The organism is Parasynechococcus sp. (assembly GCF_042954245.1).
Lineage (GTDB): Bacteria > Cyanobacteriota > Cyanobacteriia > PCC-6307 > Cyanobiaceae > Parasynechococcus.
The window spans coordinates 1-17,475 of sequence record NZ_JBGKDP010000156.1 but is presented as its reverse complement, the minus strand read 5'-3'; the positions used below and the strand labels follow the sequence as shown (position 1 = coordinate 17,475).

19 protein-coding genes, 1 tRNA gene and 2 pseudogenes are annotated in these 17,475 nt (G+C 61.4%); 10 read left to right on the top strand and 12 right to left on the bottom strand.

Going from position 1 to position 17,475, the window contains the following annotated elements; genetic code table 11:
• The 4 genes from ACGVJ8_RS07060 to ACGVJ8_RS07045 all read right to left on the bottom strand — a co-directional run.
• A partial coding sequence (locus ACGVJ8_RS07060) for a Gfo/Idh/MocA family oxidoreductase (RefSeq protein WP_392346718.1) occupies positions 1-939 on the bottom strand: 939 nt, incomplete at its 3' end.
• A 37-nt stretch (positions 940-976) separates the two neighbouring features.
• Positions 977-2,260 carry a hemolysin family protein gene (locus ACGVJ8_RS07055; RefSeq protein ID WP_392346716.1) on the bottom strand — a complete coding sequence of 428 codons (1,284 nt, stop codon included), beginning with the start codon at positions 2,258-2,260 and terminating at the stop codon, positions 977-979.
• Positions 2,261-2,273: 13 nt separating this feature from the next.
• A tRNA-Ile gene (locus ACGVJ8_RS07050) sits at positions 2,274-2,346 on the bottom strand.
• A gap of 12 nt (positions 2,347-2,358) precedes the next feature.
• The gene (locus ACGVJ8_RS07045) at positions 2,359-2,796 is read right to left on the bottom strand and encodes a hypothetical protein (protein WP_392346714.1); all 438 of its coding nucleotides are present in this window, start codon (positions 2,794-2,796) and stop codon (positions 2,359-2,361) included.
• Positions 2,797-2,925: 129 nt separating this feature from the next.
• Between ACGVJ8_RS07045 and pyrE the strand changes: the two genes are divergently transcribed.
• Both pyrE and ACGVJ8_RS07035 read left to right on the top strand, forming a co-directional pair.
• Positions 2,926-3,498, top strand: a complete 573-nt coding sequence (gene pyrE / locus ACGVJ8_RS07040) for an orotate phosphoribosyltransferase (RefSeq protein WP_392346712.1) — start codon at positions 2,926-2,928, stop codon at positions 3,496-3,498.
• Positions 3,495-4,289 (top strand): glycine cleavage T-protein, encoded by a 795-nt coding sequence (locus ACGVJ8_RS07035; protein ID WP_392346710.1) that lies wholly within the window; start codon positions 3,495-3,497, stop codon positions 4,287-4,289. The genes pyrE and ACGVJ8_RS07035 overlap by 4 nt, the downstream gene beginning before the upstream one ends.
• Here the strand turns inward: ACGVJ8_RS07035 and ACGVJ8_RS07030 are convergent.
• A complete protein-coding gene (locus ACGVJ8_RS07030) occupies positions 4,271-5,746 on the bottom strand; it encodes a TM0106 family RecB-like putative nuclease (protein WP_392346708.1) in 1,476 nt (491 codons plus the stop codon). The two genes, ACGVJ8_RS07035 and ACGVJ8_RS07030, sit on opposite strands and share 19 nt — an antisense overlap.
• Before the next feature lie 53 nt (positions 5,747-5,799).
• Between ACGVJ8_RS07030 and ACGVJ8_RS07025 the strand changes: the two genes are divergently transcribed.
• Genes ACGVJ8_RS07025 through ACGVJ8_RS07015 form a run of 3 tightly spaced genes read left to right on the top strand, consistent with a single transcriptional unit; the run spans position 5,800 to position 8,110 of the window.
• Positions 5,800-7,263, top strand: coding sequence for a phosphoglucomutase/phosphomannomutase family protein (locus ACGVJ8_RS07025; RefSeq protein ID WP_392346706.1), 1,464 nt, complete (start codon positions 5,800-5,802; stop codon positions 7,261-7,263).
• Positions 7,260-7,841 carry an RdgB/HAM1 family non-canonical purine NTP pyrophosphatase gene (rdgB, locus tag ACGVJ8_RS07020; protein WP_392346705.1) on the top strand — a complete coding sequence of 194 codons (582 nt, stop codon included), beginning with the start codon at positions 7,260-7,262 and terminating at the stop codon, positions 7,839-7,841. Before ACGVJ8_RS07025 ends, rdgB begins: the two co-directional genes overlap by 4 nt.
• A 44-nt stretch (positions 7,842-7,885) precedes the next feature.
• Positions 7,886-8,110, top strand: coding sequence for a hypothetical protein (locus ACGVJ8_RS07015; protein WP_392346703.1), 225 nt, complete (start codon positions 7,886-7,888; stop codon positions 8,108-8,110).
• 69 nt (positions 8,111-8,179) lie between these two features.
• Here the strand turns inward: ACGVJ8_RS07015 and ACGVJ8_RS07010 are convergent, their stop codons facing one another.
• The 4 genes from ACGVJ8_RS07010 to fabI form a co-directional block, all read right to left on the bottom strand.
• Positions 8,180-8,446 (bottom strand): hypothetical protein, encoded by a 267-nt coding sequence (locus tag ACGVJ8_RS07010; RefSeq protein WP_392346701.1) that lies wholly within the window; start codon positions 8,444-8,446, stop codon positions 8,180-8,182.
• A 505-nt stretch (positions 8,447-8,951) separates the two neighbouring features.
• Positions 8,952-10,430 (bottom strand): carotenoid oxygenase family protein, encoded by a 1,479-nt coding sequence (locus ACGVJ8_RS07005; protein ID WP_392346699.1) that lies wholly within the window; start codon positions 10,428-10,430, stop codon positions 8,952-8,954.
• 60 nt (positions 10,431-10,490) lie between these two features.
• Complete coding sequence (gene hisB / locus ACGVJ8_RS07000; RefSeq protein WP_392346697.1) at positions 10,491-11,099, bottom strand: imidazoleglycerol-phosphate dehydratase HisB; 609 nt, start codon at positions 11,097-11,099, stop codon at positions 10,491-10,493.
• Between the two features lie 29 nt (positions 11,100-11,128).
• The gene (gene fabI, locus ACGVJ8_RS06995) at positions 11,129-11,911 is read right to left on the bottom strand and encodes an enoyl-ACP reductase FabI (RefSeq protein WP_186541725.1); all 783 of its coding nucleotides are present in this window, start codon (positions 11,909-11,911) and stop codon (positions 11,129-11,131) included.
• Between the two features lie 83 nt (positions 11,912-11,994).
• On the opposite strand from fabI, the gene ACGVJ8_RS06990 reads away from it, so the two are divergent.
• Positions 11,995-12,906, top strand: coding sequence for an FAD-binding domain-containing protein (locus tag ACGVJ8_RS06990; RefSeq protein WP_392346695.1), 912 nt, complete (start codon positions 11,995-11,997; stop codon positions 12,904-12,906).
• 15 nt (positions 12,907-12,921) lie between these two features.
• Entirely contained in the window at positions 12,922-13,362 is a 441-nt protein-coding gene (locus ACGVJ8_RS06985) for a hypothetical protein (protein WP_392346693.1), read from the top strand.
• Here the strand turns inward: ACGVJ8_RS06985 and ACGVJ8_RS06980 are convergent.
• Positions 13,344-13,862 (bottom strand): hypothetical protein, encoded by a 519-nt coding sequence (locus tag ACGVJ8_RS06980; protein ID WP_392346691.1) that lies wholly within the window; start codon positions 13,860-13,862, stop codon positions 13,344-13,346. The genes ACGVJ8_RS06985 and ACGVJ8_RS06980 overlap by 19 nt on opposite strands.
• Before the next feature lie 57 nt (positions 13,863-13,919).
• Between ACGVJ8_RS06980 and ACGVJ8_RS06975 the strand changes: the two are divergent.
• Together ACGVJ8_RS06975 and ACGVJ8_RS06970 are read left to right on the top strand one after the other, a co-directional pair.
• A pseudogene (locus ACGVJ8_RS06975) lies at positions 13,920-14,513 on the top strand (thioredoxin family protein).
• A 10-nt stretch (positions 14,514-14,523) separates the two neighbouring features.
• Complete coding sequence (locus tag ACGVJ8_RS06970; RefSeq protein ID WP_392346689.1) at positions 14,524-15,759, top strand: DegT/DnrJ/EryC1/StrS family aminotransferase; 1,236 nt, start codon at positions 14,524-14,526, stop codon at positions 15,757-15,759.
• A 520-nt stretch (positions 15,760-16,279) separates the two neighbouring features.
• On the opposite strand, the gene ACGVJ8_RS06965 is transcribed toward ACGVJ8_RS06970, so the two are convergent.
• Both ACGVJ8_RS06965 and ACGVJ8_RS06960 read right to left on the bottom strand, forming a co-directional pair.
• The gene (locus ACGVJ8_RS06965; protein ID WP_392346687.1) at positions 16,280-16,477 is read right to left on the bottom strand and encodes a hypothetical protein; all 198 of its coding nucleotides are present in this window, start codon (positions 16,475-16,477) and stop codon (positions 16,280-16,282) included.
• 36 nt (positions 16,478-16,513) lie between these two features.
• Positions 16,514-16,612, bottom strand: a pseudogene (locus tag ACGVJ8_RS06960) (pentapeptide repeat-containing protein); the annotation flags it as partial.
• A 166-nt stretch (positions 16,613-16,778) separates the two neighbouring features.
• Between ACGVJ8_RS06960 and ACGVJ8_RS06955 the strand changes: the two are divergent.
• Entirely contained in the window at positions 16,779-17,000 is a 222-nt protein-coding gene (locus ACGVJ8_RS06955; RefSeq protein ID WP_392346685.1) for a hypothetical protein, read from the top strand.
• The last annotated feature ends 475 nt before the right edge of the window (positions 17,001-17,475 follow it).

The window sequence follows — 17,475 nt, the reverse complement described above, 5'->3', positions numbered from 1 at the left end:
CTTGAGGGCACGCGAGGCCTGAAGACCATCCACCGCAGGGGTCTCCCGGCCGCACACGCACTGCAGAAAGTGCTCGAGCTCGGCATAGAGCGGTTCGATCGAGGTGGTGCTCACCTCCTCGATGAAGCCGTCATTCCGATACAGCAGCTCACCGTGATCGGCGGAATACCACTCATGGGCCCGGCGATGGATATGCAGGGTGTGGTTGAGGAAGTCCGTCTCCACCAGGCTCGAACGGCAATGGGCACTGAGGCTGCGGATTTTGCGGTGGCTCATCTTGCTGGCCGTGAGGCTGGCCACAACACCGTTCTCGAAACCCAGCGTGGCGTTGACGTAATCGATCGGGCCTTCGGCACTGCGACCACCGGCAGCGGCAAGCCGCACCACGGGTGCCTTCGCCAGCTCCAGCACGAGGTCGATGTCGTGAATCATCAGATCCAGCACCACAGAGACGTCATTGGCCCGATCGGAGTGGGGGCTGTGGCGACGCGCCTCGAGAACCACCACTTCCTCGTTGGCCACCACCTTGGTGAGCTCACGGAAAGCAGGGTTGAACCGCTCGATGTGGCCCACTTGCAGCAGACACCCCGCCGCTGAAGCAGCCTCGATCAGCGCGGTAGCTTCGTCCTGACTGGCTGCAATCGGCTTTTCGATCAGAACGTGCACACCCGCACGCAGGCAGGCCAGACCAACGGGATGGTGCAACAGCGTGGGGACCGCGATGCAGACGGCCTCCACCTCCGAGAGCATGGCGTTGTAATCGGCGAACCAGCGGCAGCCGAATTGCCCGGTGGCGAGCTTGCCGCGCTCAGCATCCGGATCCGCGACTCCCACAAGATCGGCATCCCGCAGAAGACTGAGCACCCGAGCGTGGTGCCAGCCCATGTTGCCGATACCGATCACTCCGACCTTGACTGGGACCATGGGGTCGGGAGACATCAGCACAGGCGGTCGATTGGGGGAAGGCTATCGGCCTTCAGTCGGATTCATCCTCTGAGCTGGGGAGAACAAGCCGGACCCGCTCGATCCGCGGGCCTGCCATGGCTGTGATCTCGAACTGCAAGCCATTGAAATGAAGCCCTTCCCCCGCGGATGGAATGTGCTGGAGCCGCTCCAGCAGGAAGCCCGCCAGGGTGTGATGGTCATCGGCCTCAGGCAGATCGAGATCGAGCTGTCGGTTGAGCTCGAAGATCTCCAGATCTCCTGCCACCAACCAGGCACCGGGGCAGTCCTTCTCTTCGAACAGATCCGGTTCATCGGTCTCGGCGGGATCCTCATCACCAACGATTTCTCCGGTGAGATCCGCTGCGGTCACCAGACCTTCAGTGCCGCCGTGCTCATCCACCACCAGCAGCAGTGGCTGACCGCTGCGGATCATCGGCAGCAGCTCCGCCAACGTGCAGGTCTCCAGCACGGGCACCGCTGGCTGGAGATAGGGCTCGAGCAGCGAATCGGCTTGTAATTCCCCCCGTGCGATCGGTTCGGCCATCTGGCGTAGATCCAGCACGCCGCGCACATCATCCAGCGATTGGCCGATCACCGGGAAGCGGGCATGACGGGTGTGATGCACGGCCTCCATCATTTCCGCGAAACGGACAGTGGCCGGTAGGGTGACCATCCCGGAGCGCGGCACCATCACCTCCCGCACCTGGGTGTCCCGCAGGGCGAAGACACCTTCCAGGATGTTCTTCTCATCCGGGAACAACCCCGTGACCCGTCCGGATTCCACCAAGGTTTCCAGCTCACCAGCTGAAAGGGCTGGCACCAACACATCCCATTGGGGAGCCAGGCCGAGCAGGCGCATCAGCAGGCCCGCCAGCGCCTCAAGCAGGTTGAGCAGCGGAGCAAGGCAGCGCATCACCACCTCCAGCAGCGGCACCAGTCGAAGCGCCGAGGATTCCGGACGGTTCAACACCCAGGCCTTGGGCAGCAAACCAGCCACCAGCGTGGCCAGCAGCACGATGCTGAGGAACAAGGCTGTGTCGCGCCAAGCGACACCCACAGACCCATCCGACCAGAGCCGCCCCCCCAGACCACGGCCAGCCCAGCCAAGCGCCACCAGAGCGAGGGTTGCACCCAATTGAGACACCAGCAAAGCGCGCCGCAGGCGCCGCTGGAGACGCTGGATGGAACGGGCCCCGGCCTGCTCTTCCTCCACTAGCACTTCAACGCGGCTTGGGCGTAGCCGCAGCAGGGCCACCTCTGCAGCCGCGAAGAAGGACGGCAGAACCAGCAGAACAGCCAGCAGAAGAAGCCGCATCAACAGAGGGGAATGGGGGTCGCGAGGATCGAACTCGCCTTAGGCGAATTATGAGTTCGCTGCATTCACCAGATTGCTAGACCCCCTCAAAGAGAGTGTTACCACAGGGGAGTTACGTCGGGGAAGTGATCCGATGTGGGCGACTCGAGCACGGGTTCGATTTCGATGGTGTCGGTGACCGCCAGGCTGCCGTTGAATCCGCTCGAAATATCCAGGGTTCGCATCGGCAGCGGCGGGCTCTGCTCTTCCAGGAAAGCTTCCGTCGTGTTCTGCAGTGCAGACCCATCCGAGATTAGCGTCTGATCGGGGAAGCGGAATCCCATGAACCGATTCCCCTCAATGCCGCCAACCGCGATCCCCAGAACATGGGTCAATTGATGCAGGGGGTCCACGCCACGGGCCATGGGCGAGGTCCAGGTGTAGAAGCGGCGGTTGATCAGCTCGCTGGTGGTCTCGGTGGGATGGCACACCGTTACTTCGACGGGAGCGAAACCACTGCCGGGCGGAGGCGCCTCGACACTGGTGGTGCAGACCAATCAATGGACCCGCCAGCACCGATGGGCCGGCGAACAGGAGCAGGCTCGAGCCAGAGAACGACCGCAGCAGCACCAGATAAAATAGCTCTAAGCGCAAACTAAGGACATCTGCGAAGCGCGGCCAGTCCCATGTCTGAATCGTCGAGTGTCCCGACTGAGCGGGAGCAACTGCTGAAGCGTCTGGCCACCCTGGCCTACCGACGCGGAAACTTCACCCTGGCCTCAGGCCGCAAGAGCGAGCACTACGTGAACTGCAAACCCGTGAGCCTGAGCGGTTCCGGCCTGGCCCTGATCAGCCGGGCGATGCTCACCCACGTGGAAGCCGATGCAGTGGCCGTGGCTGGTCTCACCCTCGGAGCAGACCCACTGGTGAGCGGTGTTGCCATGGCCGCCGCCGATCGAGGTCGGGAGCTTGATGCGCTGATCGTGCGCAAGGAAGCCAAAGGCCACGGCACCGGTGCCTGGCTGGAGGGTCCACTACCCGCCCCCGGGGCACTGATCACCATGCTGGAAGACGTTGTCACCACAGGAGGCTCCTCCCTCAAGGCGATCCGGCAGCTGCGCGACGCCGGTTACAAGGTGGACCGTGTCGTCACCATCATGGACCGGGAGGAAGGGGGTGACGCCGCCATGACGGCTGAAAATCTTGAGCTGATCAGCCTTTACAAGCTGTCTGAAATCGCCGCCTTCACGCCGGCATGAGCAAGTTGTTTTGGGACGCCCAGGTCCCCTGGCTGAGCTTGAACGGCAGCGGAGCACGCCAGTTTCTTCAGGGGCAGACCAGTGCTGACCTCAACGCACTCCAATCCGGCGATCTTCTTCAGACCTGCTGGCTGACCGCAATAGGACGCTTGCGGGCCGTGCTCGAACTTCGTTTCGATGCAGAGGGGGCCGATGTGATCGTTCTGGCGGGAGAGGCCTCTGCCGTTCACGCTGGATTTGATCAGGTGATCTTTCCAGCCGATCGGGTTCGCCTCCAACCCTTGGCCCAGTTGCGCCGACTGCAGTGGCTGGAGCCCAATGCTGCAGCCGTGTGGTGTGAGCCGGATGCAGCACTGCCAGAACCTTGGGCCTCAGGAGAAGGAGCCACCGCGACGGCTGTGGAGCAATGGCGGCTCCAAAGCGGATTCCCCCCGGGACCCGGTGAACTCAATGGCGAGACCAACCCCCTGGAACTGGGACTCATCGCTCAGGTCAGCACAGAGAAAGGCTGCTACCTCGGCCAGGAGACCATGGCCAAACTCATCGGCCAGGCAGGGGTGAAGCAAAAGCTGCGCTGTTGGAGCTGCCCCAGTCCGCTGGCGGCCGCCGCCAAGCTCACGCTGGATGGCGAGCGAGCTGGAGTGATCACCAGTGCTCTCGAACGCGACGGCACTTGGTTTGGGCTGGCCCTGGTGCGCCGCCAGTGCCTGGCCAGTCCAACGTTGGAAGGTCCCAACGGAGAACAGCTCCAGATCCGTAAACCTGAGGCATTTCAGCATCCCGACGCCTGATCCTGTTCAAGCAACCAGTCGGCAACGGCCCAGGTGGCCAGGCAGTCGTCGCGGTTGTAGTCGAAGATCCAGCGCAGCCCGTGCCTGGTACCGCGTCGATCGGGTCCCTCCCCCTGCCACTGCCGCCACCACAGTAGGGCCCGGGCCCCGTCCACACCGGCCTGACTCCATTGGAACCCCTGCCAGACTGCCACGGCTTTGAGGCCATAACTGGCGAGGGGCAGGCGCCAGTGATGCCGCACCCGGGCATGCACATCCACCAACCTCTGGCGAAGCTGCAGCACCTCGGCCTCTGCAGCACCCTGCCTCTCGACCATACGACTTAGGGCCAGGCTTTCTGTCTCCCCATAGTGGAGGATCGGCCAACCCCGATAGCGATTCAGCAACCGTTGCAAACGGAGCCAGCAACGGGCTTCACCATGCTCCGCCAGGGCCAGGATCGGGTGATACGCCACTGATGCCAGATCCCAGTCCCCGCTTCTGGTTCTGGGCAACACCAGAAAACCGTGAAGGAAGTCGTGACGGGCGTCGGGATCGGATTCGATGTCGTAGAGCAGCACACCAGGGCAGTCCTGCAGTTCCGGCAGCGCCGCTGAGGCATCCAAACGCTCCACCCGTCCATCGCGCTGCGCCCGGGCCTGGGCCACCAGGGATGCAGCCACCTCACCATGCTGATCCCCAAAACGTTGCAGCCGCTCGGCGAGCTGCAACGGATCAGCCGCGGCCAGATCGGACAAGCCGCGAATCTCAAGCTCCAACAAGATCTCTCGCCGCTTGGCTCCGATGCCGCTGACCTCGCTCAGATGCCCTTCCTCCGCCGCCACGGCATTGCAGGCGACACGCCAGCTGCAAAGGGAGCACTTGCGCCGGTCGGCAGCCAGCGGAGGAGGAACCGGCCGCTCGAGATCGGCGCGCAATTTGCGCAACCCGTCCGACAGCTGTCGGCGCAGGCCGTTTGAGAGATGCACCCGCTCCTGTTCTAGGCGCCGGCCGCCACCGCCGAGCACCAGCATGGACGGAACATCACCCTGCTGCTCCTGCTCAAGCAGCAGACCCATCAGTGCCAGGGGCAACTGATGTTCCCGGGTGGTGCGACGGCCCTGACGAGCCAACACCGGTTGATAGGCGAAGTCGCCCCAGCGGCTCTGGCCTTTGACCCGCCGGAGCAGCGGAGGATGCGCTTCCAAAGGCTCGCCGGACGGTCCCAACCCCTTCAGGCGCAGACCCACCACAGCCTCGGCACCAGCAGCACAGGCGGCGAAGCCATGGCCTGGCTTACGGGGCAACAAAGCCACAAAACTGCGCTGCTGGTCGTCCAGCAGCAGATTGCGATGGGCCGTCCAGCGCCGCTCGGCCAGATTTCCGTGGCGATCGAGCCAGGCCTTGCGACGGCAACGCAGCCAACTACGAAGCAACCGGTCGGTGAGGGCGTTGTCGGCAGACGGGGTGTCACCCATCCGCCAACCCTAGAGCTGCCAGCTGCTAGATCCACTGCAGTGCAGGCTGTGCCATGGCATCGGCTCCCCTCCCCCTAAGTCCAGCTCCGATCAAGTTCGGCACCGATGGCTGGCGCGGGATCATCGGCGTCGACATCACGGTTGAGCGGTTGTTGCCCGTTGCCGCTGCCGCGGCTCAAGAACTCTCCTATCGCGCACCCGAGGGTCTCAACAGCCGAACAGTGGTGATCGGTTACGACCGGCGCTTTCTGGCTCCCGAACTAGCGGAAGCCATCGCGACCGCTGTGCGGGGTTGTGAACTCGAACCCCTGCTCACCGACACTGCTGTCCCCACGCCGGCCTGCAGCTGGGCCGTGGTGGAGCGCAAAGCCCTGGGAGCGTTGGTGATTACCGCGAGTCACAACCCGCCGGAATGGCTTGGGTTGAAGATCAAAGGGCCCTTTGGTGGATCAGTCGAGGGAGACTTCACGGCCGCCGTCGAACGACGTCTGGCCGCCGGCGGCATCACGGCACCGATCAAATCGGAGGTTCCCCGCTTTGATGGGCGCGGCGACCATCTCGAAGGACTGCGCCGCAAGCTGGACCTCACCGCCCTGGTGCGAGGCCTCAAGGCCATCAACCTGAAAGTGATCGTCGATCCGATGCACGGATCAGCCGCCGGGTGTGTGACGGAGCTACTTGGCCCTGACGCCGCTGGCGTTGTGGAGGAAGTCCGCAGCGAACGCGATCCCCTCTTCGGTGGCCATCCGCCGGAACCCCTGGCGCCCTACCTCGGAGCGCTGATCAAGGCGGTGAAGGCCTCAACCGCCGCCGGGACCCCTGCCGTGGGACTGGTGTTCGACGGCGATGGTGATCGCATCGCCGCCGTGGATGAAACCGGTCGGTTCTGCAGCACCCAGCTGCTGATGCCTCGGTTGATCGATCACCTGGCCCGGGCCCGGCAGCTACCGGGCGCCGTGGTCAAGACCGTGAGCGGCTCGGATCTGATGAGGCTGGTGGCGGAGGCCCATGGGCGCAAGGTTCTAGAGCTTGCGGTGGGCTTCAAGTACATCGCCGCAGAGATGCTGGCCGGGGATGTGCTGATCGGGGGCGAAGAATCCGGTGGTGTCGGCTTCGGCATGCACCTGCCCGAACGGGATGCCCTGTTCGCGGCGATGCTTGTGCTGGAAGCCCTGGTGGAAGGAAAGCAACCCCTGGGCGAACGTCTGGATGCACTCCAGCAACAGCACGGAGGCAGTAGTCACTACGACCGGCTCGACCTGCGCCTTGGCGACATGGAGGCACGCCGGCGGCTCGAGACGCTGCTTGCCCGGAGCACGCCCTCGACCGTCGTCGGTGCCGAGGTGCTGGAGGTGATCAGCACCGACGGGATCAAACTGAGGATGGGACCGAACCACTGGTTGATGCTGCGCTTTTCCGGCACAGAACCGCTGCTGCGGCTCTATTGCGAAGGGCCCGATGCCGATCGGGTGAACGAGGTGCTCGCCTGGGCCAGACAGTTCGCGGAGGCCGCATGAAGACACTGGTGATCGCCAGCGGCAACGCCGGCAAGATTCGCGAATTCCAGGCTCTGCTGCAGGCCCTGCCCGTCAGCGTGCAACCCCAGCCTGAGGGATTGGAGGTGGAGGAGACGGGCACCACCTTTGCCGCCAATGCCCGGCTCAAGGCTCAAGCGGTTGCAGCCGCCACAGGGGGATGGGCCCTGGCCGACGATTCAGGCCTCAGCGTCGATGCCCTCGATGGTGCTCCGGGTGTGCATTCCGCCCGCTACGCCCCCACCGACCCGGAACGCATTGCCAGGCTGTTGCAAGCTTTAAACGGCTCAGACCAACGCCAGGCCTATTTCTGCGCCGCGCTCTGTGTCGCCGCTCCAGGCGGAACCGTCCTGCTGGAGGTGGAAGGCCGTTGCGATGGCTTGATCACGGCCGCACCCCGGGGGGATCAAGGCTTTGGCTACGACCCGATCTTCGAAGTCGCAGGAACCGGCCGCACCTTCGCCGAGATGCTCTTCGCAGAGAAGAAACAGCACGGCCACCGAGGCAAGGCCTTCAGCCTCTTGGAACCCAAGTTGCGCTATTTGCTCGAACCAAGCTGAAGAAGACCCAGGGATTCCAAAGCTGCCGGAGTATGGTCTGTACAGTGAGTTCCACCGCTGACGAGGTCCATGGCCATCGCCATGACCACGGGTACAGCGTGCAGACCGAAGGGGCTCTCCTCTGCATTGAGGCCGCTTCGGCCTGGGCCTTGATGATCGGCAGCCTCACCTTGGTGCTACTGCGGATCGGCACGGGACTGGGGGGACAGTACCTCCATCGATGCCCTGCAAGCCCTCATCGGGATCACCACGGTTCCGGTCCCCTCTGAAGCGCGCTAGGGCTAGCATGGCAGGAATGGCGGTGCACCACGGACACTCCGCAGTGATCCCGATGCCAATCAACGCAGGCAGTAATCCGGCTTGAGGGTGAGGCTCTGACTTGGCTTGGGAGCTTCCCCAGGCTTAAAGCTTGCCTCCCCCATTCGCGCAGCCATCGCTATGGGTCGATAGGTCGAACCACGCCGGTAAATCAGCAACAACTCCACCTTGCGCAGTCCTAGAGCCCGTGCTGTGGCCTGGACGCGACGTCGCACCGTCTCCAGAGCTTGTTTCAGCAACCGATCCGCCAATGGGGCACGGCCATCGCTTGATGCCAAAGACGTCATGCCCTACAATCAGCCCCCCGGCAAGCGACCAGCAGCTTTAATCAGCGCGTCGTAGTCCTCACGGCTTACCTTGCCCATATGGTGCCTGCCCGTTCCAGCCTTGGCGACGACCTTCTTCCCCCAGTGGAATAGCTGCAGGGTGCCGGGATCATGGGCCGCCCCATCGCCAAGGGCTGGATAGCTTGACGCGCCTCTGCCAACCGGGCATCAAGGGTACTCATCGCAGCGTCCTTACTGGGATTGTCAGCTTCGAGCCCTAGCGAAAAGCGAAAACGATCGCTGCGGGTGGTGTCACGCTCATTCACCTGGATCTGAAGCAGGGTTCCATTGCAAACGCGCTCTGCAGCCAGCAGCGGGGATGGCGTCAAAACAATGAGCCCGAGCAGAACGGGCGCGGCGACCTTGGCAGCACCCCAGCGTTGATTCGTCATTCAGAGCGTTCTGTCTGAGCCTCCATGCTGGCGAGCCTGGGGCGATAAAACCGGCTCAACCATGACCGACCTGGTCAGGCCGTAACTAACCCGGGAGCCCAGCTCCCGTGCAGGCCATGGGGAACGGCGAACGGCAGCTCCAGCACCGCCACCTCCGACAGATCACGGGCGTTGAGGATCACCAGGTCGGATGCGGCCCGGGCCCCGTTCCACACCAGGTCCAGCACCCAGCCGTCGTCCTCGGCTTCAGCACCGGGACAACGCACCATCAACGGCTCACTCACAAAGCCGCGGGGTGCCGCACTCCAGGTGTGGGTTGCCCCGGAGTGCAGATCAAGCTTCTGGATGGCCTGCAGCGGATCGTTGCCCGTCTCACGCTCCGCCACCGCCATCCAGGCGAAGCGAGCGCGGAGGCCCTGACGCTCGGGGTTGACCATGGCGAACTCGCAGGTGCGCTGGCTAATCCGCTCGGTTTGCACTGATTCGCGGCTCAGATCGAGGCGGCAACGATGCAGGATGCCCTCAGGCACTTTGTCGAAATCCACCTCAGCGAAATCCTCGTCGGGTCCGATGGACGGAAAATCGTCGTAGACGATGCTCTCCACCACAACCTGATCACCATCCTCGAAAGCGTTGAGGTGATGGAAAACAAAGCCGTCGGGAGCTTCAAGGATGCGGGGCTTCTGACCAGCGAAGCTACCGGAATCGCGAGGAATCAACCAGAAACGCCCCTTGCCACCAGGCTGAGACGCCAGGCACTGGGCCGCACCCTTTTCGCCGGTCACAAAGGGAAGGGGATTGAAGGCGATGGCGTTCTGGAGGAACACCGCCCAGTTGGGAGTGATGGCGAAGTCGTGGAGGAAGGCGAAGCCGGGGAAGCTGTCGGAACGGTCGTGCAGCAATGTGCCGGCCTCAGGACCATCGGTGGCGAACTCCATCACACGGATGGTGCTGCGGGGACCGGTCTTGACCCCGAAGGTGACCATGCAGGGCCGGCCGTTGTGGCCGGGGTCGAAACGGGGGTGGGCACTGAAGGCCTCGCCCTTTTTCAACACACCATCGAGGCGTGAAAGGTCGCGGGTTTCCAGGCTGCGGGGATCGAGCGCATGGGGCTCCGCAGCTTCCCAGAGGGCCAGCAGCTGATCGCCCAGACGTACCACGTTGGTGTTGGCGATGTTCTTCAAGCGCAGATCAAAAGCATTGGCCAGACGACCACCGGGCTTCTGGCTGCCGAACACCCCCCGGTAGAGCACCTTGCCGGCCTTCTCCTCCGCCAGCCAACCCTCAGTACGCACAAAACGGTTGCTTAGGGAGACGCTGCCGTTCTCAAACCGCATCGCGGCGATCATGCCGTCGCCATCGAAGGGGTGATGCACGCGATGCCCATCCCGCTCAAGACGCCCGGGACCATTGCGATAGAACGTGCCCTGAAGTTCGGCCGGAACCGCTCCACGCACCGGCGTCAGCGCCACGTCGGTGAGCTCCTCCTCCACATTCACAAAGGCGCTGGCCCAGTCGCTGCGGTCGTAGCGGCGGGCGGGGGCGACGGTCACGGGCGAACGATCAACGTTCGTCCATCCTCTCGTAACGGACTGTGAAGCGCGGAGCCCGCCTCAGCTGGCGCCAGCCTGCTCCAGCACCCCTTTGCTGCTGGGGATGGCGCCGGCCCGGCGTGGATCCACCTCAGTCGCCATACGTAGGGCCCGGGCAAAGGCCTTGAAGCAGGCTTCAACGATGTGGTGGGAGTTGGCCCCATCCAGCTGACGGATGTGGAGGGTCAGCCCGCTGTTGTTGACCACCGCCACGAAGAACTCCTTCACCAGCTCGGTGTCGTAGGTACCGAGCTTCTGGCTGGGAATCGCGAGGCTGTAGCTGAGTTGGGGTCGACCGGAACAATCCAGGGCTACCTGCACCAGGGCCTCATCCAGCGGTGCCACGAAGTGACCGAAGCGGTGGATGCCGCGCCGATCCCCCAGTGCCTGGGCCAGGGCCTGCCCCACGGCAATGCCCACGTCCTCATTGGTGTGGTGATCGTCGATGTGAGTGTCTCCCACCGCATTGATCTCCAGGTCGATCAGGCCGTGGCTGCTGATCTGATGAAGCATGTGGTCAAGAAACGGCACACCTGTGCTGGTCTGACACTGGCCAGAGCCGTCCAGATCCAGACGCACCTTCACATCGGTTTCACCGGTGACCCGATGGATCGTTCCCTGGCGTGCCATCACCCGACCTTCAGTTCCTTCATCGTGCCTCACATTCCCGTGACGCAGTAGCCCGCATCCACGTAAATGGTCTGACCGGAGATGCCGCTGGCCAGATCGCTGAGCAGGAAGGCAGCGGTGCCGCCCACTTCCATCTGGGTGACGGTGCGGCGCAGGGGAGCCTTCTCCTCCACGTTATGGATCATCTCGAGAATGCCGCCGATGGCGGAGCTGGCCAGGGTGCGGATCGGGCCGGCGCTGATGGCGTTGACGCGCACCTGCTTTTCTGGACCCAGCTCTGCCGCGAGATAGCGAACGGACGCCTCCAGAGCCGCCTTAGCGACACCCATCACGTTGTAGTTGGGAATGGCCCGCTCAGCACCGAGGTACGAGAGCGTGATCACACCGGCCTTCTCGCTAAACAGCGGCTTAGCGTGGGCACAGAGGGGGGCCAGGGAATAGGCGCTGATGTCGAGGGAACGGGCGAAGCCTTCAGCGGTGGTGGCGCTGTAGTCACCGATCAGCTCTTCCTTGCCGGCAAAGGCCAGGCAGTGCACCAGACCGTCGAGAACGCCCCACTTCTCCTTGATCTCGCCGAAGACCTCAGCCATCTGGTCAGCATCCTGCACATTTAGCGGCAGGAACAGACTGGGCTCCAGGGGGGCAGTGAGTTCGCGCACCTTCGCCTCAAAGCGGCCCTTGTCGTCAGGCAGGTAGGTGATGCCGAGTTCAGCACCGGCCGCCTTCAGCTGCTGGGCAATGCCCCAGGCGATCGAACGGTTGTTCGCGATGCCGGTGACGAGAATCTTCTTGCCGGTGAGATCAAGCAGCATCGGGACAGACCGGAACGAGTTGAATTCGCGCGATTCTCCCCCATCCCCCGCCAAGATCACCGCTCGTTTGCTGACAAACGCCGGTGCCCAGCGCTGCGTCACCCCCGATCGACGGCGACCTACCGCGGCAATTCGCGTCCCGCGATGCCCTGAACACCCTGTTGGCACAGGAGTTCCCAGGGGCGGAAGGGGAGCTCAGCCCCATCCGCGGTGGGCGTGAGGCAGCCGAAAACAAACTGCGTCGCATTGACGCGAAGCGCTACGCCAAAAGCCGTAACCACCTCAAGGGCGCGGTCACCGGGCTGTCGCCCTACGTTCGCCACGGCGTGCTCAGCCTCGCGGAGGTGCGCGATGCCGTTTTTGCACGGATCCGCAACCGCGATGAAGGCGGAAAGTTGATCAACGAACTCGGTTGGCGCGACTTCTGGCAACGGATGTGGCTCGACCTTGGTGACGAGATCAACAACGATCAGGAACCGTTCAAGACGGGCCATGACACTGGTGCCTATTCCCGGGAGCTGCCGGCCGATGTGCGCGAAGGGACCACGGGGCTGGCCTGCATGGACGGCTTCCGCAATCAACTGGTGAGCACCGGCTGGCTGCACAACCACGCCCGCATGTGGATGGCCTCCTGGCTCGTGCATTGGCGACGGGTGCATTGGAAAGCCGGTGCCGACTGGTTCCTGGAGCACCTGCTGGATGGCGATCCGGCCAGCAACCATCTCAGCTGGCAATGGGTGGCCAGCACCTTTAGCCACAAGCCCTACTTCTTCAACCGCGGCAATCTGGAGCGCTACAGCGACGGGCATTACTGCGACGGCTGCCCCAGTGCCCACTCCTGCCCGTTCGAGGGCAGCTACGACCAACTGGAAAACCAGCTGTTCACTCCGATGCCGGCCATTCGGGACAGCGGCAACAACCGAAACCAGCAACGCAACCGCCAACGCCGGAGCAGCGGGGGCGCCAGTGCCGCCCTGGCCCGTCCCAAGCAATAAGCAGAAGATTCCCCCATGACATTTCAACGCCCCATCCTCTGGATTCACGAGGAGGCTCTTGGTGCCAACAACCCAGCGCTGCAGGCCTGGCCCGAGGCCCCTGCAGTGTTCGTGTTTGACACCCGATGGATTCAAGACGCACGAATCAGCTGCAAACGGCTCGGCTTCCTCTACGAAAACGCCCTCGACCTTCCCCTCACCCTGCGCAAGGGAGATGTGGCCGCTGAGGTGCTGGCCTTTGCCCGTCGCCATCAGGCCGATGGTGTGGTGAGCAGCAGCGCAGTAGATCCACGCCTGGAACGCATCGGCGAGAACATCGATGCAGAGCTGCCGCTTGAGCTGCTGGATCCCGAACCGTTCGTGGAGTTGCTGCGGCCACCCCGGCTGGGGCGGTTCAGCCGCTACTGGCGCGAAGCCGAAGCGGTGGTGTGGGAGAGCTACTCACCAGCCCGTTGATCCCTCAGCAGCTTCCGGGCCCGATTCAATTCCTCCACGGGATTGGTGAGCAAGTCTTCTTCTTCGAGTGAGGGCAGCTGCACAGGAACCACCTGATTGTCGTTCCGAGGCGGCTCGGTCCATTGCCAGCGGTCTTCCGGAGCGCGCGCCTGGCATAGAGCCTTTACTTCGCTCTTCAACAGGCCACGCACATCGCGCCGGGTCATGGCATCGAAAAACTCCTGACGGGTCGCCAGCCCAGAACTGAACGGTGTGGATCCATTGCCGTTGAACAGGCGGGCTGGATCCGGCAGCCATCGGGGACGACACACCCCCGGAAAGCTGGTATCTGTTTCCAAATAAATGTGGAGCCCGTAGCCATCGGGCTGGTTGACCACAGCCAATCCGTCATGGGGGGAATGGCGCTGCAGGGGAAACAACCGCCAGCTGGGCGGCTCCTTCGGAGCAGCGCAGGCCCCCAGCAGCAGGGCGACTCCCCAAAGCAGATGCAGACGCGGCATCTATCACCACCGGAGGCGGCCATCCTGAAGCAGATTCGCCGCATCTGCCTGCGCCTTATGGCCCTGACACCATCCACGATGCTGGCGCTCGGCACAGGCCTACCCGGCTTTGATCTTCCCCAGGTCACGGGCGGGCGACTGAACAGCCAATCGCTGGTCGGGCGTCCTGTGCTGCTGATGGTGCTTTGCGCCCATTGCCCGTTTGTGAAACATGTGGAACCCGAGCTCACGCAGCTGGACCACGATTTCAGCGATGCGATGTAGCTGGTGGGCGTCAGCAGCAACAGCCTGATCACCCACCCCCAGGACGGGTCGGAGCAACTGGCAGATCAAGCCAGGCGCCAGGGCTGGAACTTTCCCTACCTGCTGGATGAGCAGCAAACCCTGGCCCGAGTTCTCAGGGCCGCTTGCACTCCCGAATCCTACCTGTTCTCACCCGATGGTGAGGGCCTGCAGACCCTGCGTTACCACGGCCAGTTGGACGGCAGCCGGCCCGGCAACGATCAGCCCCTCAACAGCCGTGACCTGCGAGCCGCCCTCGATGCCGTGCTGACGGGATCTCCGGTCAACCCAGACCAGACCGCCTCGGTGGGCTGCAACGTGAAGTGGAACCCCGGACACGAACCGGAGTGGTTCGGCAGAGGCACTTAAGCTTTGCTTTATGCAGGTACCTCCCTTCAGCCTCAGCCAGCAGATCTATGATCTCGGTGCGGACCTCGAAGAGGCGGTGCTCGAGGTGCTACGCAGCGGCCAGTACATCGGTGGACCGCAAATCCAACTCTTCGAACAAGCCTTCGCCGCCAGCGTCGGCTGCGGTCATGCCGTGGGCTGCAACAGCGGCACCGACGCTCTGATCCTGGCCCTGCGTGGCCTGGGCCTTGGCGCCGGCGATGAAGTGATCTCCTGCTCGTTCAGTTTTTTCGCCACGGCTGAGGCCATCAGCGCCGTCGGCGCCACGCCGGTGTTCGTGGATGTCGATCCCAGCACCTACCTAATCGATTTCGATCAGATCGAAGCCGCAATCACCCCCGCCACCAAGGCCCTGATGCCGGTGCACCTGTTCGGGCGTGCGGTGAATATGACGCGGCTGATGGCCATTGCCGAGCGCCATCAACTGAAGGTGGTCGAAGACTGCGCCCAGGCGACGGGAGCCCGTTGGCAGGGCCAGGCCGTCGGCAGTTTCGGTGATGCAGGCTGCTTCAGCTTCTTCCCCACCAAGAACCTCGGTGCAGCGGGAGATGGTGGTGCAGTCACAACCAGCGATACCCAACTGGCCCAGGCGATGCGTGAGCTGGCGGTGCACGGCATGCCAGAGCGCTACCTGCACACCAGCCTTGGCTACAACAGCCGGCTTGATGCCATCCAGGCCGCGGTGCTGAACGTGAAGCTGCCGAGGCTTGAGGAGTGGATCAACAAACGCAAAGCCATCGCCAGCCGATACCAAGAAGCCTTGGGCGATCTCAACGGCCTCACCCTACCGTCAACCGATGACGGCCACAGCTGGAACCAGTTCGTGGTTCGCATCGGCAGTTGCCCCAGCGACCAGCCGCTCTGCAGCGCCAGTTGCAATCCCTCCATCACCAGTGCACGCCACGGGATTCCTGAAAGCTGCTGCCGCGACTGGATCAAACAGACCCTGCAGGAGCGTGGGGTGAGCACAATCATCTACTATCCGATTCCGATCCACCGCCAGCCGGCCTATGCCCATCTGGGCTTGAAGCAGGGTTCCCTACAGGTCACGGAACAACTCTGCAGCCAAGTTCTGAGCCTGCCGATTTTCCCTGAGTTAGGGGAAGAACAGCAACAGGCTGTGATCGACAAGGTGCGCCAGTTGCTTCAAACCAGCCCCACAGTTCGGAGCTTTGGAAGCGACGACGAAACGCCACTTGCCGCTTAACTCAGGCAACATCCAAGTCGCAAACAGTCCCTTGTGGAGTTGGTGAATCGATCCAGGGCCCCTAGCGTGAATATGAACGCTCGATACCGTTGGCAGCACAACACTTAAAGGCAACATGTGTTGCGGCCTTGGCCACACTGATCAACAGCACCTGCGCAGCATCAGCAGGTCCCTTGGTGTGCACGACCACTTACAGTGGAGCAGCGCTAGAGACCAGCGTCTGCAGGCACATCGAAACCCAGAACGAACGTATAGAGAAAAAGATTTACACCTGGATAGCACTTATTCTAGCGGAATTAGAGTATTTCCAGGAATAACTAAAAGCCTTGGCTTGGCCTTCGGTGGAATCAATGGGACAAGTTTCGTGGGTATTGGCTATCCCGAGCAAACAATTGTTTGAGATGAAGAGATTCTGCAAAAAAATTCAGGAACTTTTGGAGCTGCAAACAGAGTCCGTACCACTGAGAACAGCTGATCTACCGAATGGTTTTGAGAGCAGCTTTTCCCTGAAATCCCCGACTCACCCCTCGACCAGTCCAACTAATGGTTCATCGTCAACCAAACCAATCGCAAAAGCAAAAAGCTGTTCAGCTTGAGGCCAACGACCAGCCTCTGCTTCAGCAACGGCAGCATTATGAAAATGGGCTGCATTCAACCAGCCGTGGCGAAGACCCAATGCTCCATGCCAGTGACTACGAATTAAAGCGGCGTCATCCAAGAGTGCTCCCGTAAGATCAGCCGGACGCAGATCGACGCTCTCTAGCAGAGTTGAACGAAGATCGGCTCTTCGCAAAGATACCCCCACCAAGGTGGCCTGTTGGAGGTCGACGGCAAAAAGGTCGGCACCCTCCAGAATCGCTTAACTCAGGTTAGACCTCCGAATCTGCACTTTACGTAACTGAACTCCAGCTAAATTGGCATACACCAGGTCAGCTTAACGCTATCTGGGAATGCAGCAAGGGTACTAAATATACGGCTAATTCAATACCCAAATCTAACAAGAAAGCAAGTATGCAGAAATGTTCCATACTGCTACGGGAAGACTAACACCTATCAATGCAGGCCATATTACCCATACTCCTGCTGGCGCTACGGGAGATGCAGATAAAGATACTATTACGGATGGTACTCATATTATTACTGGTCGTGGTGCTACGGATACAACGGTAGTACATGCTATCGATATAGATAGTCAAATTACACTAATTGTTATTGGGGCACTTGCTACAAAATCAATGTAGTAGTCAAACCACTTTTGGTCCACTGTGGATTTAGTAAAAACAAATTTTGATGAAAGCCAGCTGTCAAATAATACTACAAGCCTAAACAAATACTACAATATCAATATCAATATCAATATCAATATCAATATCAATATCAATATCAATCTCAATCTCAATCTCAATCTAATGCACATGAGTAACAATGCCAATATTGCAAATGCACCAAGAACTTTTAAGGGTTCGGTATGGGCAAGAAACGTTTGCTTTAGCAGAGAAGATGCAAACAGAGCATCAAGACAGGATTAGATAAGAGGAGAATTAGGCCAAACAAGAGCATCATATCTTGGGAAATTGAATGGTTTTTAATCAATAAGACAGTAGATTAATATGGCGATGAATATAATTTTGGTCTGCCCGAATACCGTGCACAGAACGAGATATTGATGGACTCACAACGAATTCTGAGCAAATAAAATGTACATACTAAATAAAA

Bases quoted from the DNA above. Each gene is read 5' to 3' on its own strand.
- rdgB (WP_392346705.1), top strand. From the start codon at position 7,260: ATGAAGACACTGGTGATCGCCAGCGGCAACGCCGGCAAGATTCGCGAA.
- hisB (WP_392346697.1), bottom strand. From the start codon at position 11,099: ATGGCACGCCAGGGAACGATCCATCGGGTCACCGGTGAAACCGATGTG.
- ACGVJ8_RS06980 (WP_392346691.1), bottom strand. From the start codon at position 13,862: ATGCCGCGTCTGCATCTGCTTTGGGGAGTCGCCCTGCTGCTGGGGGCC.
- ACGVJ8_RS06970 (WP_392346689.1), top strand. From the start codon at position 14,524: ATGCAGGTACCTCCCTTCAGCCTCAGCCAGCAGATCTATGATCTCGGT.
- ACGVJ8_RS06955 (WP_392346685.1), top strand. From the start codon at position 16,779: ATGTTCCATACTGCTACGGGAAGACTAACACCTATCAATGCAGGCCAT.
- ACGVJ8_RS07035 (WP_392346710.1), top strand. From the start codon at position 3,495: ATGAGCAAGTTGTTTTGGGACGCCCAGGTCCCCTGGCTGAGCTTGAAC.
- pyrE (WP_392346712.1), top strand. From the start codon at position 2,926: ATGTCTGAATCGTCGAGTGTCCCGACTGAGCGGGAGCAACTGCTGAAG.
- ACGVJ8_RS07010 (WP_392346701.1), bottom strand. From the start codon at position 8,446: ATGACGTCTTTGGCATCAAGCGATGGCCGTGCCCCATTGGCGGATCGG.
- ACGVJ8_RS07055 (WP_392346716.1), bottom strand. From the start codon at position 2,260: ATGCGGCTTCTTCTGCTGGCTGTTCTGCTGGTTCTGCCGTCCTTCTTC.
- ACGVJ8_RS06985 (WP_392346693.1), top strand. From the start codon at position 12,922: ATGACATTTCAACGCCCCATCCTCTGGATTCACGAGGAGGCTCTTGGT.
- ACGVJ8_RS07030 (WP_392346708.1), bottom strand. From the start codon at position 5,746: ATGGGTGACACCCCGTCTGCCGACAACGCCCTCACCGACCGGTTGCTT.
- ACGVJ8_RS07025 (WP_392346706.1), top strand. From the start codon at position 5,800: ATGGCATCGGCTCCCCTCCCCCTAAGTCCAGCTCCGATCAAGTTCGGC.
- fabI (WP_186541725.1), bottom strand. From the start codon at position 11,911: ATGCTGCTTGATCTCACCGGCAAGAAGATTCTCGTCACCGGCATCGCG.